This window comes from Curtobacterium sp. 9128 (genome assembly GCF_900086645.1).
In the GTDB taxonomy this organism is placed as follows: Bacteria; Actinomycetota; Actinomycetes; order Actinomycetales; family Microbacteriaceae; genus Curtobacterium.
In genome coordinates this window covers 2371763-2385137 of record NZ_LT576451.1, presented here as the reverse complement: position 1 = coordinate 2385137, position 13375 = coordinate 2371763, and the positions used below count along the sequence as shown (strand labels likewise).

Here is a 13375-nt window from a genome sequence, read left to right as displayed (position 1 = left end):
CGGTCAGCGCCCCATCGCCCCGGTGAGCACGTCGACGAGGGCCATCAGCCCGAGGACGACCACGACCACCGACAGCAGCCAGACGAACCCGAGCGCGTACTCGCCCACGGCACGGAGGAACGTCCCGTCAGCACGACGGTCCGTCAGACGGTCGAGACGTCCACGACCTCCTGACCACAGCGCGGGAACGAGCGCGACGACATGCAGACGTCGATCGATCACGAGCCCCCCGTGGACGACGCCCGTCTGATCGAGCAGGCGGAACGGGAGCACGAGGGCGCCGGGCACCAGGATCCGCCGGTCACCGAACACCGTCGGCGCGACGAGTGTGTCCCCGTCCCGCCAGCATGCGTCAGGCGAAGCGGCGAGTCCACAGACCCACTGCCAGGCGATCCCGACGACGAGCACGAGCAGGAGCGTCGTGTTCGGCACCCAGCTCACCGGGAACCCGTCGGCGTCGTAGCCCTGCGCGGTCCACTCCGCGCGCGTCGCCCGGGTGAGGACGACCGCCAGGGCGGTGACGACGAGCAGCAGCCGTCCGGCCCACCGCGCCGCCCTGAGCCACGGCGTCGGGCGTTGCGCCCCTCCGGCAGGCAGCACCGAGCCGTCACGGTGACGCGGAGGAGTCGTCGTGGTGGTGTCCATGGCAGTCGTCATCATCCCCCAGCCCGGTTCGGGCCGCGTGCCCCAGTGGAGGGCACGGTGGCCGTCGCGCTCCCTCGTCCACGGCCGTCCCCCGGTCGAGGACCTGGCGAAGTGCACTGCCCTCGCTGCATGGGCACGAGCGGTGCCGGACTCACCGGCGGTCGTCACGGCCAACGCCGAGGAGAACACCCACATGCTCGCGGTGAACACGTCGATCGGGTTCGAGCCGGCCTGGTGGTCCGGCGCGTGGCAGAAACACGTCTGACCGATCTCGCGGCATGGAGTCGCGTCCCACCGCACAACCGGAAGCAGTCCGCACCACGGCGAATCGTGGTGCGGACTGCTCCCGGTTGGTCGAACGTCGGCGCCCGACGGACCGGCGCCGCCGAACGGACCGGCGCCGCCGAACGGCCCGGCGCCCGACGCCACGGCGCCGCCGAACGGCTCAGCGCTTCAGGTTCGTCAGCTCCTGCAGGACCTCGTCCGAGGTGGTGATGATGCGCGCGTTCGCCTGGAACCCGCGCTGCGCAACGATGAGGTTCGTGAACTCCTGCGACAGGTCGACGTTGGACATCTCGAGCGTGCCGGACGCCAGCGACCCCACACCGGCGGAGCCGGGCGCGCCGACCGTGGCCTGGCCCGAGTTCGCCGTCGCGCGGTAGCCGGACGCACCGGTCTTCTCGAGGCCAGCCGGGTTCGCGAACGTCGCGAGCGCGATGCGGCCGATGGCGAGCGAGGACCCGTTCGAGAACGTGCCGACGACGGTGCCGTCCTTCGAGATCGAGTAGCCCTGCAGCGACCCGGCCTCGTGCCCGTTCTGCGACGAGATCGATGCGGTGTTGAGCGCCGCGAACCCGGACAGCTGGGTCATGTCGACGGTGATGCCGCCGACCGCGAGCGTGCCGCCGGACGCGACGGAACCGTCCGCGGCGAAGGTGATCGCGCCGGTCGCCGAGGTCCCCTGCCCGTTCGACGCCGTGACGCTCCACCCGGTCGTGGTCCGCGTGTACGCCAGGGAGAGCGTGTGCTTGCTGCCGTTCTGGTCGAACACGGTGGCGTCGCGGTTGAGTGTCTCGCCGACGGCGGTGTCGGACGGCAGGTTGCCGGTGACGGTGGCCGAGGAGGTCGCGGTCGCCGGTGCGGCGGCGTCGAGCGGCAGGACGATGTCGGTGAGCTGCCCACCGTCGTTGATCACACCGTTCGTCGCGGAGTAGCCCTGGACGATCTTGCCGTCGGCGCTGACGAGTCGGCCGTTCGCGTCGAAGTCGAACGCGCCCGCACGGCTGTAGATCGTGTCGTTGCCGAGCCGCGTGACGAAGAAGCCGTCGCCCGAGATCATCAGGTCGGTTGCCTTGCCGGTGGCCTGCGCCGACCCCTGGGCGAAGTTGGTGGACACGCCGGCGACCTGCACGCCGAGGCCGATCTGCGCCGGGTTGGTGCCGCCGATGCCGGTCTGCGGCCCGCCGGCGCCCTGGGTCATCTGCGACAGGGTGTCCTGGAAGACCGTCGACGAGGCCTTGAACCCGACGGTGTTGACGTTGGCGATGTTGTTGCCCGTGACGTCGAGCATCTCCTGGTGGGAGCGGAGTCCGGAGATACCGGAGTAGAGCGAGCGGAGCATGGTGTGTTCCTTTCAGAACGAGACGGAGGGAGAAGAGGAGGAAGCGGGTCAGGCGGTCTTGATACCGGAGATCACGTCGAGATCGACCTCCTTCCCGTTCACGGTCACGGTCGGCACGCTGTTCGCGTACGACACGGCACTCGCGGTCCCGGTGACGGATGCACCGGAGGACGCGTCCGTGTAGGTGACCTGCTTGCCGACGAGGTTCGCCGCGGCGATGCGCATCTGCAACGAGAAGTTCTCGTTCCCCGTCGTGGTCTGGTTGGTGATCTGCTCCATCATCGCGAGCTGCGTCTGCTGGCTGATCATCTGGTTCGTGTCCATCGGCGAGGACGGGTCCTGGTTCTGCAGCTGCGTGACGAGCAGCTTCATGAACACCTCGGAGTCCATCGTCTGTGACTTCTTCGAGGCGGCGTTCGCGGCGAGGGCTGCGGCCTGCGTGGCTTGGTCCACGCTGCCGGTGATCGAGTCGATCGGCATGGTTCTTCCTTGTCGTGGAGCGGCTCAGGCGAGGACGTCGAGTCCCGCGGTGCGGACGGTGGAGGGGACGGACCGGAGGGTCCTGGCGGAGGCGGGTCGGGCCTCCAGGTCGTCGCCGACCGGCGGACCGGCGGCCGGCCGCCCGTCGCGACCGGCGGACTCGCCCGCCTGGCGGTCCGGGTGGTTCTGCGACGACAGGTCGAGCGTCGTCGCCACGCCGGTGGTGGCCGCGTCGCGCCGCAGGTCGGGCAGCACCTGCCGCACCGCGTCGCGCCCGGCGTCGGAGACGGCGAACAGCTCGACGTGCATCCCCTGCGCCGTGACGTGCGCGCGGACCGTGACCGGGCCGAGCGTGTCCGGCACGACCTGCACGGTCACCACGTGGTCACCGTGGCCGGCCTGCGCGAGCGTGAAGACGGGCCGCGCGAGCTGCTGTGCGAGGGGTGCCGGCTGGGCAGCGGGCGCGGCGGTCGGTGCGGTGGTCGTCGGTGCCGCGGACGTCGGGGCCGGGAGCGCGAAGGTCGCCTCCGGCGTCCGTCCGGTGGGGCCGGCCTGGAGGCTCGGCTCGCCCTGGGTGCGGACGATCGCGTCCGCCCCGTGCTGCGGCACGGTCGTCTCCGCGGCCGCGGCCGCGGGAGTCGGTGCGGTCGGTGCGGTCGGTGCGGTCGGTGGGGTCGGTGGGGTGACCGTGGGCGAGACTCGGGCTGCGCGACCGTTCTCAGCCTGCGCGGCCCGAGGAGTGTCGCTCGGCACGAGACTCGGCGCGCCGGTGGCCGGAGCGGCCGGGAGGCCGCCATCGACAACCGGAGCCGCGCCGCTCGGCGCCGTGCCGACCGCAGCCGCGCCGCTGGGCGAGACTCGGGCTGCGCGACCGTTCTCGCCCTGCGCGGCCCGAGGGGTGTCGCCCTCCGCGAGACTCGGCTGCGCGGCGCGCCCGGACGCCGGCTGCGCCGCACCCGCCAGCGCCGCGGCCGGGTCTCGGGCCACGCGACCGTTCTCGCGCTCCCGAGCCCGAGAACCGTCGCCCACCGCGAGACTCGGGGCGGCGGCCGCGAGACTCGGGGCGGCGGCCGCGAGACTCGGGGCGGCGTCGGCCGACGGCGCCACGGCGGAAGCGGCGGCCGACGGCGCCGCGAGCGGCGCGGCGACCGGGAGACCGAGGAACGCGGCGAGGGCGCCGGCATCCGCGGGTGCGGGTTGCCCGGGCACGGGCTGCGTCGGCACGGTCTGTGACGGCACTGGCTGGCCCGCCGTGGACTCCGTCGTGGTGGCGTCGGCGGCAGCACCGGACTCGGCAGTGGTCGTGCTCGCCGTCGGACGTCCGTCCTCGTCCCTCGCCGGACCACGCCCGGCGGCAGGCGCTGCGGCGCCCGCGGCGGTCAGCGCGGCGGCGAACCCGGTGCCCGCTGCGGGGTCGTCCTTCGCGGACGAGCCGGCACGGGCGGGTGCCGCAGCGGTGGGGGCGCCCTGGGCGGTGGGCAACGTCATGGTCATGCGGCGGCGCTCCCGGACTGCAGCAGGGACATCAGGGCAGCGGTCTGCAGGTCGGTCCCGGACGAACCGGCCCCGGCAGCGGAGGCGGCCTTCGTCGCGGCGGCGTCCTGGGCCGACGGCACGATGCGACGGATGGTCGCGATGTCCGAGTCCTTGTACCAGTTGTCGACGATGCGGACGTCCTTGCCGGGGCGGGGCGCGTGCAGCACCTTTCCGTCGCCGACGTAGATGACGACGTGGCCCTCGCCCTTCGGGATGATCAGGTCGCCCGGCTGCGCCTGCGCGAGCGACGGCACCGCGACGCCCATCTTCGCCTGGTCAGGCACGACGCGCGGCATCGTGACGCCGAGGTCCTTGAAGACGGTCTGGACGAGTCCGGAGCAGTCCATGCCCGAGGTCGTCGTGCCACCGAACACGTACGGCACGCCGAGGTACTTCTTCGCGTCGGTGACCACGTCGTCCCCGGTCGCACCGCTGCCGGTGGCGACGGTCCCCTTGCCCGCATCGACGGACGTGGCCGGGGCGGTCGTCGGCGCGGCGGTGCCCGAGGCGTCGGCGAGTGCCGATGCGAAGGCGGTCGACGACGCCGCCGAGTCAGCGGAGGACGTCGACGTGGCCGCCGCCGCCGTGGCGGTCCCGCTCTGCAGCGTGTCGATCTGGGAGCGGATCTCGGAGATCCGGCTCAGCACGGTGTCGAGGCTCATCGGCCGTCTCCGTTCCCGAGGTCGCGCGGGCCCCGTGCCGCGATCTCGTCGAGGGTGGTCTGTTCGGTGCGCAGATCCTCGGCCGCGACACGGGAGTCGTGCTGCGTCTCGAGCTTCTCGAGCCCGAGCGCCGCGCGACGGGCGGCGTTGTACGACCCCTGCGCGGTATCGGCGTCGGCGCGACGGTGCTGCACCACGGCGTCGAGTTCCTCGAGCATCCCGCGGGTCGCGGCACGAGCTGCGGCGACCGCGCTGAGGGTCGCGGCGTCCTCGATCGGCATCGCGGCCTCCTGGTCGCTCAGGTTCCGACGCGCGGCGATCCGGGCGTCGGCGGCGTCACGGACGCGTTCGTTCGCGGCGGCGAGGACCGCTGCGGCCTGGTCCTGTTCGGCGTGCCGGAGTCGGAGGAGCCCGGCGAGCGGGAAGCGGCGCGCCATCAGACACCCCCGAGCTGCTGGACGAGTGCTCCGAGGCGACCCCACGACGAGTCCGCGGTCGCACGCTCGTCCATGCCCTGGCGGAGGAACGCGTCGATCGCGTCCTGGTGGTCGACGGCCGCGTCCACGAGCGGGTTCGTCCCACGCTGGTACGCCCCGACGTCGAGCAGGTCCTGCGCGGCCTTCCGTGCGGCCATCACCTTCCGCAGGCCCGTCGCAGCGGCGCGCTGGTGGTCGGTGGTGACCTTCGACGCCACGCGGGAGATCGACCCGAGGGCGTCCACGGACGGGAAGTGCCCCGTCACGGCGAGCTTCCGGTCGAGGACCACGTGCCCGTCGAGGATGCTCCGCGCGGAGTCGGCGATCGGCTCGTTGTGGTCGTCACCGTCGACGAGCACCGTGTAGAGCCCGGTGATGCTCCCGACGCGGTCGGTGCCGGCGCGTTCGAGCAGGCCGGCGAGGACCGAGAACGTCGACGGCGGGTACCCCCTGGTGGCTGGCGGCTCCCCCACCGAGAGCCCGATCTCACGCTGCGCCATCGCGACACGGGTGAGCGAGTCCATCATCAGCACGACGTCCTGCCCGGCGTCGCGGAACGACTCCGCGATGCGGGTGGCGACGAACGCGGCACGCAGACGCATGAGTGCTGGTTCGTCCGAGGTGGACACGACGACGATCGAGCGTGCGAGGCCCTCGGCACCGAGGTCGTCCTCGAGGAACTCCCGGACCTCGCGGCCGCGCTCCCCGACCAGTGCGATGACGTTGACGGCGGCGTCACTCCCCCTGGCGATCATCGACAGCAGCGACGACTTGCCCACGCCGGACCCCGCGAACAGGCCCATGCGCTGCCCGCGCCCGACGGTCGTCAGGGTGTCGAGCACCCGGACCCCGAGCTGCATCGGCGTGTCGATGCGCGTGCGCGCCATGGCGTTCGGCGTCGCGTGGTCGAGTTCCACCCAGTCGTCGGCGTCGAGCGGGCCACGATCGTCGATCGGGCGGCCGAGGCCGTCGAGCACCCGTCCGAACAGGCCGTGTCCGGTCGGCACGAGCACCGGGCGCCCTGTGGGCCGAGCCGGCGTCCCCGCGGTGGTCCCGGTGAGTCGCCCGAGCGGCATGCAGCGGACGCCCGTCGCGTCCGTCGCGACGACCTCGACGGCGGTCTGCGGTCCGTCGTCGTGCCCGACGAGGACGACCTCGCCGATGCGCGCGTCGAGTCCGGCGATCGTCAGCCCGAGGCCGACGGCGCTCGTGACGACGCCGACGCGCTGCGGTGCGGCGAGGGCCACGGCGGCGTCGAGGCCGCGCGGACGGAGAAGCGTCGCGGTCATGCGGTCACCCCCAGCGCGTCCTTGGCGCGGGCGAGTGCGACACCGATGCGGGCGTCGAGGATGCCGTCCGGCAGGTCGACGACCGCGTCGCCGTCGGCGAGGGTCGCGTCCGCGCGCACCGGGACCGGCAGGTCCAGTCCGGCGACCGCCGCGGCGTCCACCGGGCTGAGCCGCACGTCGATCGCGACCGTGTGGTCGATCGACGCGAGCGCACGGCGGACCGTCGCCTCCGCGCCGGAGTCGGCCCCGGCCTCCAGGACCGGACGGGAGGACCGGATCGCGTACCCGACGGCGGCGTCGGCCAGCTCGACGGCGGCTTCCACGACGGATCGCTCCGCCGACTCCAGCACCGGCACCGTGCGCGCGACGAGCGCGTCCGTCATCGCGCCGAGCACGGCGAGCCGCCTGGCCGTCTCGGCTTCGAGCTGCGCGGCGCGGTGGTCGTGCGCTGCAGCGAGCTCGGCGCGCAGTGCGTCCGTCTCGGCCTGCGCGGCCCGGAGCCCTGCTGCGTACCCGGCGGCGTGCCCGCGGACCTCGGCGCTGGCGACGCGGTCGCGGAGCCCGGCATCGGCGACGACGGGGAACGCGACCCGTTCGAAGGTGGTGTCACTCAACGAGCTCGTCCTCCTCCGCGCGGTGGACGGTGATGACGCCCTGCGCCTCGAGCTCGCGGACGGAGCGGACCACCTCGGCGCGCGCCTCCTCGACCTGCGAGACGCGGACGGGGCCCATCGCCTGCAGTTCGTCGTCGAGCAGTTCGCGGTTGCGCTCGGAGACGTTGGCGCGGATGGTCTCGACGACCGGTCCGGCAGCGCCCTTCATCGCGGTGGCGAGGATCTTCGAGTCGATGCCGCGGAGCACCTGCTGGATGTCCCGCGCCTCGAGCTTGACGATGTCCTCGAAGGTGAGCATCCGGGAACGGATGTCCTCGGCGAGCTCGGGGTCGCGCGCCTCGAGACCGTCGAGCACGGCCTTCTCGGTGGCGACGTCCGATCGGTTGATGATGTCCACGAGCGGCTGGATGCCCCCGACGACCTCGATGCTCTCGCGCGGCGACACGACGGCGCCGGCGCGCTGCCGGAGGACGCCCGCGACGATGCCGACCGCCTCGGGGGTCGCCGAGCCCATCGTGGCGAACGCCTGCGCGACGTCCGTGCGGGCACGCTCGTCGACCCCGGCGAGCACGGCGCTCGCCTGGGCGGGCTTGAGGTGTGCCAGCACCAGGGCGATGGTCTGCGGGAGCTCGCCCTCGAGGAGGGTGATGATCTGGCCGGGTTCGGCGTCGTCGAGGAAGTCGAAGGACTGCCCGGCGAGGTTCGAGGCCAGGCGGTCCATGACACCCGCGGCGCGCTCGGCACCGAAGGACGCCTCGAGGAGCCCGAGCGCGGTCTCCTTGCCGCCGCGACGCTGCGTGCGCCCGGTCAGCGTCATCCGGTGGAACTCGGTCAGCGTCTTGTCGACGACGGTGTCCTCGACCCGGCGCATCCGGACGATCTCGGCGGAGATCTCCTCGGCCTCGAGCTCGGAGAACTGCTTCATCACCTCGGCGGCACGCTCGGTCTCCATCTGCATGAGGATGAGCGCGACCTTCTGCGCACCGGTCAACGCGCGGTCGCCGGACGCTGGGGCGGGGGCGTTCACACCGTGGTCCGGTCGTCGAGGAGCCCGCGGAGGAGCTCGGCCGTGCGCTTCGGGTCGCGCTCGGCGAGGGCGGAGATGTCCTGACGGCGGCGCTCTGCGGTGATCTCGTCGGTCGTGAGGACCTCGGTCGGGGCGTCGTCGTGCGGCAGCGTCGGCAGCGCGACGGTCGGGGCGTCGCCGGCGGACGAGAGCCCGGCGCGCTGCTCGGCTGCGTCGACCGCCAGCGGCAGTTCGAACGCGCTCCCGAAGGCGTCGAGCTCGCCGACGTCGACGCTCTCGCGCTCCTGCCGCCGACCGCGCTTGACCAGCACGATGATCAGCGCGATGAGGGCCAGAGCGATGCCGATGACGATGCCGGCGGTGCGGATCGCCGACCACATCGCCTCCTGCTGGTCGGCCTCCTGCTGTGCCTTGAGCGCCTTCGCGGCCTCGTCGGCGGTGCTCGTGTCGAAGTCCATCATCGCGACCTTCACCTGGTCCCCGCGGGCGGTGTCGGCACCAGCAGCGGCTGACACGAGGTCGTTGATGCTCTGCAGGTTCGCGTCCTGCACGGACGTCGCCTTGCTGTTCAGCGCGACCGACACGGTCTGGCGCTGCACGCCACCCGACGGGATCTGCGTCGTCTCGGTGGTGTGGTCGACGGCGTTGTTCTTCGTCGCCGACTCGTTCGTGTACCCGCCGTCACCGGTGCCGCTCGTCGCGGTGCCGTTCGGGACGGCGATGTTGTCCGGGCCGAGGACGCCCGTCGCGCCGCTGGACGCTCCGGCGCCGGAACCGTACTGCTCCTTCGTGGACGACTCGTTGAGCGCGACCGGTCCGGAAGTCGGCGTCGTGTACGACTCCGACGTGCGCGTCCCGGTGTTCTGGTTCATCGTCGCGGACACGACGACGCTGGCGTTGCCGGCTCCGAGGGTCGTGTCGAGCAGGTCCTGGATCTTCTTCGACGTCGACGCGTCGTAGTCCGCTGCCTGGTCGGCACCCGATCCGGTCGCGCCGGTGCCGACGGCCGACAGGGTCTGGCCCTTCGCGTCGACGACGGACACGTCGGTGGGCTGCATGCCCTCGACCGCGGCGCTCGTCAGGTGCACGATCGACTGCACCTGGTCGGTGGTGAGCTGGACGCCGTTCTTCGTGGCGATGAACACCGACGCCGTCGGGTCCTTCTCCTCGGACACGAACACGGACTTCTCCGGGATCGCCAGCTGCACGGTGGCGGTCTGCACGCCGTCCATCGCGGAGATCGTCTTCGCGAGCTCGCCCTCGATCGCGCGCTTGTAGGTGACGTCCTGCTGGAACTCGGAGCTCGTCACGCCCATCTTGTCGAGCAGCGAGTAGCCGCCCTCGTTCGACGACGGCAGGCCGTTCGACGCCGCCTTGAGCCGCTCGGTGTACACCGCGGACTGCGGCACGAGGATGGTCGCCCCGCCGTCGGTGAGTTGGAACGGCACGCCGTCGGTGGTGAGCTGGTCCGTGACCGAGCTCGCGTCAGCAGCGGCCAGCCCGGTGAAGAGCGGCGCGTACGACGGCTTGCCGAGCCAGGACGCGAGCGCGATGCCGCCGAGGACGAGCGCCGCGACGCCGAGGATCGCGATGGTGCGCTGGGCGGCGGAGAAGCCCTTGACGTAGGCGCCGAGGCGGCCGAAGACGTTCTGCAGTGCGGCGGGCATCAGGCCTGCATCCTCATGATCTCGTTGAAGGCGTCGACGCCCTTGTTGCGCACGGCTGCGACGAGCTCGAGCGTGACCTGTGCACGGGTGGACGCGATGGTGGCGTCGTGGATGTCGTCGAGGTTGCCGGTGACGGCCTTGAGCGCGAGCGTCTTCGACGTGCTCTGCAGCTCCTGGAGTCCGTCGACGGCGTTGCCGAGGCTTGCCGCGAAGGACCCGTCGGTGCCCGTGGTGGGCTCGGCGGTGGTCGCGGGCGTGGTGGCCTGGTTGGTGCCGAACACCCCGGAGAGGGCGTTCGTGGTCACACCGTTCACGGCGTCGATGGGCATCAGTTCTTCCCGATCTGCAGTGCCGCCTCGTAGGCGGTCTTGGCACGGTCGACCACGGCGGCGTTCGCCTGGTAGCCGCGCTGGGCCATGACGAGGTCCGCCATCTGTGTGCCGAGGTCGATGTCCGGCATGCGGACGTACCCCTCGGCGTTCGCGAGCGGGTTGTCCGGGTCGTAGGTCACCCGGCCGGCGGCGCTGCCGAACGCGGCGCCCTTGACGTAGGCGCCGGAGACGCCGTTGCCCTCCTGCACCTCGACGTACCGGGCCTGGAAGGCGGTGTCGTCCATCGACTTGACCGTGTTGACGTTGGCGATGTTGTCGGAGATGGCGTCGAGCCACTTCCGGTGCACGGTGAGGCCGGTGCTCGCGATCCCGATCGCGTCGAAGGTCGTCACGAGTTCGTCCGCATCGCCGCACGGACGCTGGTGAGCTCGGAGTTCATCGCCTGCGTGGCGAACTGGTACCGGAGCACCGTGTCGACGTTGGAGAGCGTCTCCTCGTCGAGGTTGACGTTGTTGCCGTTCGTGTTCGTGGGCTCGAGGCTCCGCGCGATGGTCGGCGTCGTGCTGCCGTTGCCCTCGACGACGGACTTGGCGAGGGCGTCCTCGAACTGCACCTTCTCGGCGTGGTAGTTCGTGGTGTTGATGTTCGCGATGTTGTTCGCGATCACGCGCTGGCGCATCGAGAGCCCGTCGAGCGCGCTCTGCAGCGCCGCCGACGTCACGGAATCGAACACGGAGGGTCCCCTCGTCAAGGTGCCGTCGTCCTGTGCGATGACACCGTGCGGTGGTGGCCGATCCGTGGCCGGGTGGTCGAGCGATCCGTGCTCGTCGGGCGCTATCGGAGCGCGGGTCCCGGGGTGTTAGCGGTTGCCCCGAACGGGGGGCTCAGGCGGAGGCGTCGAGGTACACCGAACGCTGCGGCTCGCGCGTCGCGTCGACCGCGCGGAGCGCCCCGAGGTGCTCGAGCGTGCTGCGCCGGTCCCGCTCCAGCACCTGCATGCGGTCCCGCTGCGCGGCGAGCAGCCGGGAGGCCCGCCCCACCAGGTCCCGCGGCACCGGCCCCAGCCCGGTCGGCTCGTGCCACGGGGCCGGGTCGTCGGCGACCGCCGCCTGTTCCAGGGACGTGAGCACGGCCTCCCAAGCGGCCCGCTGCTCGTCGCGCGTGGTCTGCTCAGGCGACACCGAGCGCTCCGCCGATCGTGTGCTGCGCCGGCGCCGGCGTCGCCGGCAGGGCGGCCGCGGCGTCGTGCCAGGACTGTCGCAGGGGCTCGAGGATCCGGATGCAGTCGCGGGTCGCCTGGACGTCCCGGTGCACGTTCGCCGTGATCAGCGAGGTGGACGCGTAGTTGTAGATCGCCAGGAGTCCCTCACCGCCGTCCCACGCGTCGATGCGGAGGGTCGCGGACAGCTCGCCGACGATCGCCTGGGCGTGCAGGAGCTGCTCGCGCGCGGCGTCCCAGTCGTTCGTGGTCTGCGCGGCCTCTGCACGGTGCAGGTCGAGGAGCAGCCGGTCGTAGAGCATCGTGACGAGCTGTGCCGGCGTCGCGGAGAGGACGGCCTCGCTGGTGTACTGCGCGCGGCGGCGGAGCGTGTTCTTGTCGTACATGGTGTCTTCCCGTTCAGCTCGACGTCGAGGAGAGCTGGCTGGAGAGCCAGCTCGACTGCGACTGGAGCTTGCTGAGGCTGGTCTCGAGCGCCGCGTACTGGGTCTGCAGCGCCGACTTGCGCGATGCGAGGCGGTCCGTCCAGCGGTCGATCTGGTCGTTGAGGTCCTTGACCACGGCCTGTTGGCCGGTGATCGCGGTGGTGAGGGAGCCGGTGTACTTGTCGGACGCCGACGTCGCGGCGGCTCCGACGTTCGTCGCGACCCCGGACAGGATCGCCTGCGTCCCCTGCGGGTCCGTCGCGAGGGCCTTCTGGAACACGTCGGCGTCGAAGGTGAAGTCGCCGTCCTTCGTGATCGAGATGCCGATCGCCGACGGGGACTTCCCGTTGACCGGGGCGGACATCGTACTCGTGAGCCGCTGCACGGCGTCGCGCGTCGTCGAGTCACCGAGGAGCACCCCGGCCGTCGTCGTCGTGGTACCGGCCGTGGCGCTCGTCGTGCTCGTCAGGGTGGTGTTCGACGCGTAGTAGGAGCTGATGGCGTTCATCGCGTCGACCAGGCCGGACGCCACCGCCTGTGCCTTGCTGGTGTCCTGCGCGATCGAGACGGTGACCGGGTCGCTCGTGACCTGGGACACCGTCACGTTCAGCCCCGGGACGATGTCCGCGAAGGTGTTCGTCGCACTCGTCACCGTCTGCGCCGCGGCCGTCCCCGCCCAGAGCGTCACGCTCGCGTCGGATGCCTGCTTGACGACGGCGGCGCCGGTCTCGGTGAGCACGTCGGTCGCCGTTCCGGCGGCGACGTCGGCGGCCGTGCCGCGGTGGATCGTGAACGCGCCTGCCGCGCCGGTCGCGGTGGACGTGAGCTGCAGCCGGTAGAGCTTCGTGCCGTCGGTGTCGGTGCCGGCGGACACCTTCGTCGCGGTGATGCCCGCTCCGGACTTCGTGATGGCGGAAGCGACGTCGTCCATCGAGCCGGATGCCGGGGTGACGGTCGTCGTCGTGCCGTCGGCCTTGGTGATCGTGATCGGTTGCGCGTCCGTGGACCACGTCCGCATCGCCGCCGTGACGCCCACCTGTGCGGACGCGGTGGAGGCCACGGTGAAGCTCAGGGACCCGGCCGTGGCGTTCGCACCTGTGGTCGCCGTGACCCCGGCGTTCGAGCTGGTGACCCCGAAGACGTCGAGCGACGTGGCCTTCGCAGCGTCGGCCGCCTTCGTCGCGAGGGTCTGGACGAGCCCGTTGATCGTCTGCAGTGACGAGATGAACGAGTTGGTCGTCGTGACCTTGGTCTTGAGGAGCGTCTGCGGCACCGACTCGATCGACATGAGCGAGTTGATGAGGCTCGTCGTGTCGAGCCCGGACACGAGTCCGTCGATGGCGAAGTTGCCGCTGGACACGGACGAGGTGGACATCTTGGCT

At 71.8% G+C, this 13375-nt stretch carries 17 protein-coding genes; 1 reads left to right on the top strand and 16 read right to left on the bottom strand.

Features of this window, described 5'->3' with window-relative positions; genetic code table 11:
* Positions 1–3 precede the first annotated feature (3 nt).
* Positions 4–645: a hypothetical protein gene (locus tag QK288_RS11460; RefSeq protein ID WP_281264438.1), complete on the bottom strand. Its 642-nt coding sequence runs from the start codon at positions 643–645 to the stop codon at positions 4–6.
* Here QK288_RS11460 and QK288_RS11455 point away from each other — a divergent pair.
* Positions 644–910: a hypothetical protein gene (locus QK288_RS11455; RefSeq protein ID WP_281264437.1), complete on the top strand. Its 267-nt coding sequence runs from the start codon at positions 644–646 to the stop codon at positions 908–910. The two genes, QK288_RS11460 and QK288_RS11455, sit on opposite strands and share 2 nt — an antisense overlap.
* Positions 911–1090: 180 nt before the next feature.
* Here QK288_RS11455 and QK288_RS11450 read toward each other — a convergent pair whose 3' ends face one another.
* From QK288_RS11450 to fliD, 15 genes are all read right to left on the bottom strand, one after another.
* Complete coding sequence (locus QK288_RS11450) at positions 1091–2266, bottom strand: flagellar hook protein FlgE (RefSeq protein ID WP_281264436.1); 1176 nt, start codon at positions 2264–2266, stop codon at positions 1091–1093.
* Between the two features lie 48 nt (positions 2267–2314).
* Positions 2315–2746, bottom strand: a complete 432-nt coding sequence (locus QK288_RS11445; RefSeq protein ID WP_281264435.1) for a flagellar hook capping FlgD N-terminal domain-containing protein — start codon at positions 2744–2746, stop codon at positions 2315–2317.
* A 24-nt stretch (positions 2747–2770) separates the two neighbouring features.
* Positions 2771–4240 carry a flagellar hook-length control protein FliK gene (locus tag QK288_RS11440; protein WP_281264434.1) on the bottom strand — a complete coding sequence of 490 codons (1470 nt, stop codon included), beginning with the start codon at positions 4238–4240 and terminating at the stop codon, positions 2771–2773.
* Positions 4237–4944: a C40 family peptidase gene (locus QK288_RS11435; RefSeq protein WP_281264433.1), complete on the bottom strand. Its 708-nt coding sequence runs from the start codon at positions 4942–4944 to the stop codon at positions 4237–4239. The genes QK288_RS11440 and QK288_RS11435 overlap by 4 nt, the downstream gene beginning before the upstream one ends.
* Entirely contained in the window at positions 4941–5381 is a 441-nt protein-coding gene (locus QK288_RS11430; protein ID WP_281264432.1) for a flagellar export protein FliJ, read from the bottom strand. The genes QK288_RS11435 and QK288_RS11430 overlap by 4 nt, the downstream gene beginning before the upstream one ends.
* Complete coding sequence (locus QK288_RS11425; RefSeq protein ID WP_281264431.1) at positions 5381–6709, bottom strand: FliI/YscN family ATPase; 1329 nt, start codon at positions 6707–6709, stop codon at positions 5381–5383. The genes QK288_RS11430 and QK288_RS11425 overlap by 1 nt, the downstream gene beginning before the upstream one ends.
* Positions 6706–7323, bottom strand: coding sequence for a hypothetical protein (locus QK288_RS11420; RefSeq protein WP_281264430.1), 618 nt, complete (start codon positions 7321–7323; stop codon positions 6706–6708). Before QK288_RS11420 ends, QK288_RS11425 begins: the two co-directional genes overlap by 4 nt.
* Positions 7316–8350, bottom strand: coding sequence for a flagellar motor switch protein FliG (gene fliG / locus QK288_RS11415; RefSeq protein ID WP_281264429.1), 1035 nt, complete (start codon positions 8348–8350; stop codon positions 7316–7318). The genes QK288_RS11420 and fliG overlap by 8 nt, the downstream gene beginning before the upstream one ends.
* Positions 8347–10017 carry a flagellar basal-body MS-ring/collar protein FliF gene (fliF, locus tag QK288_RS11410; RefSeq protein ID WP_281264428.1) on the bottom strand — a complete coding sequence of 557 codons (1671 nt, stop codon included), beginning with the start codon at positions 10015–10017 and terminating at the stop codon, positions 8347–8349. The genes fliG and fliF overlap by 4 nt, the downstream gene beginning before the upstream one ends.
* A complete protein-coding gene (fliE, locus tag QK288_RS11405) occupies positions 10017–10346 on the bottom strand; it encodes a flagellar hook-basal body complex protein FliE (RefSeq protein WP_281264427.1) in 330 nt (109 codons plus the stop codon). Before fliE ends, fliF begins: the two co-directional genes overlap by 1 nt.
* On the bottom strand, positions 10346–10741 hold the full coding sequence (locus QK288_RS11400; RefSeq protein ID WP_281264426.1) for a flagellar basal body rod C-terminal domain-containing protein: 396 nt from the start codon (positions 10739–10741) through the stop codon (positions 10346–10348). The genes fliE and QK288_RS11400 overlap by 1 nt, the downstream gene beginning before the upstream one ends.
* A complete protein-coding gene (locus QK288_RS11395) occupies positions 10738–11082 on the bottom strand; it encodes a flagellar basal body protein (RefSeq protein ID WP_281264425.1) in 345 nt (114 codons plus the stop codon). Before QK288_RS11395 ends, QK288_RS11400 begins: the two co-directional genes overlap by 4 nt.
* A 151-nt stretch (positions 11083–11233) precedes the next feature.
* Positions 11234–11530 carry a hypothetical protein gene (locus QK288_RS11390; protein ID WP_281264424.1) on the bottom strand — a complete coding sequence of 99 codons (297 nt, stop codon included), beginning with the start codon at positions 11528–11530 and terminating at the stop codon, positions 11234–11236.
* Entirely contained in the window at positions 11520–11954 is a 435-nt protein-coding gene (gene fliS, locus QK288_RS11385; protein ID WP_281264423.1) for a flagellar export chaperone FliS, read from the bottom strand. The genes QK288_RS11390 and fliS overlap by 11 nt, the downstream gene beginning before the upstream one ends.
* Positions 11955–11967: 13 nt before the next feature.
* The gene (gene fliD / locus QK288_RS11380) at positions 11968–13368 is read right to left on the bottom strand and encodes a flagellar filament capping protein FliD (RefSeq protein WP_281264422.1); all 1401 of its coding nucleotides are present in this window, start codon (positions 13366–13368) and stop codon (positions 11968–11970) included.
* Between the last annotated feature and the right edge of the window lie 7 nt (positions 13369–13375).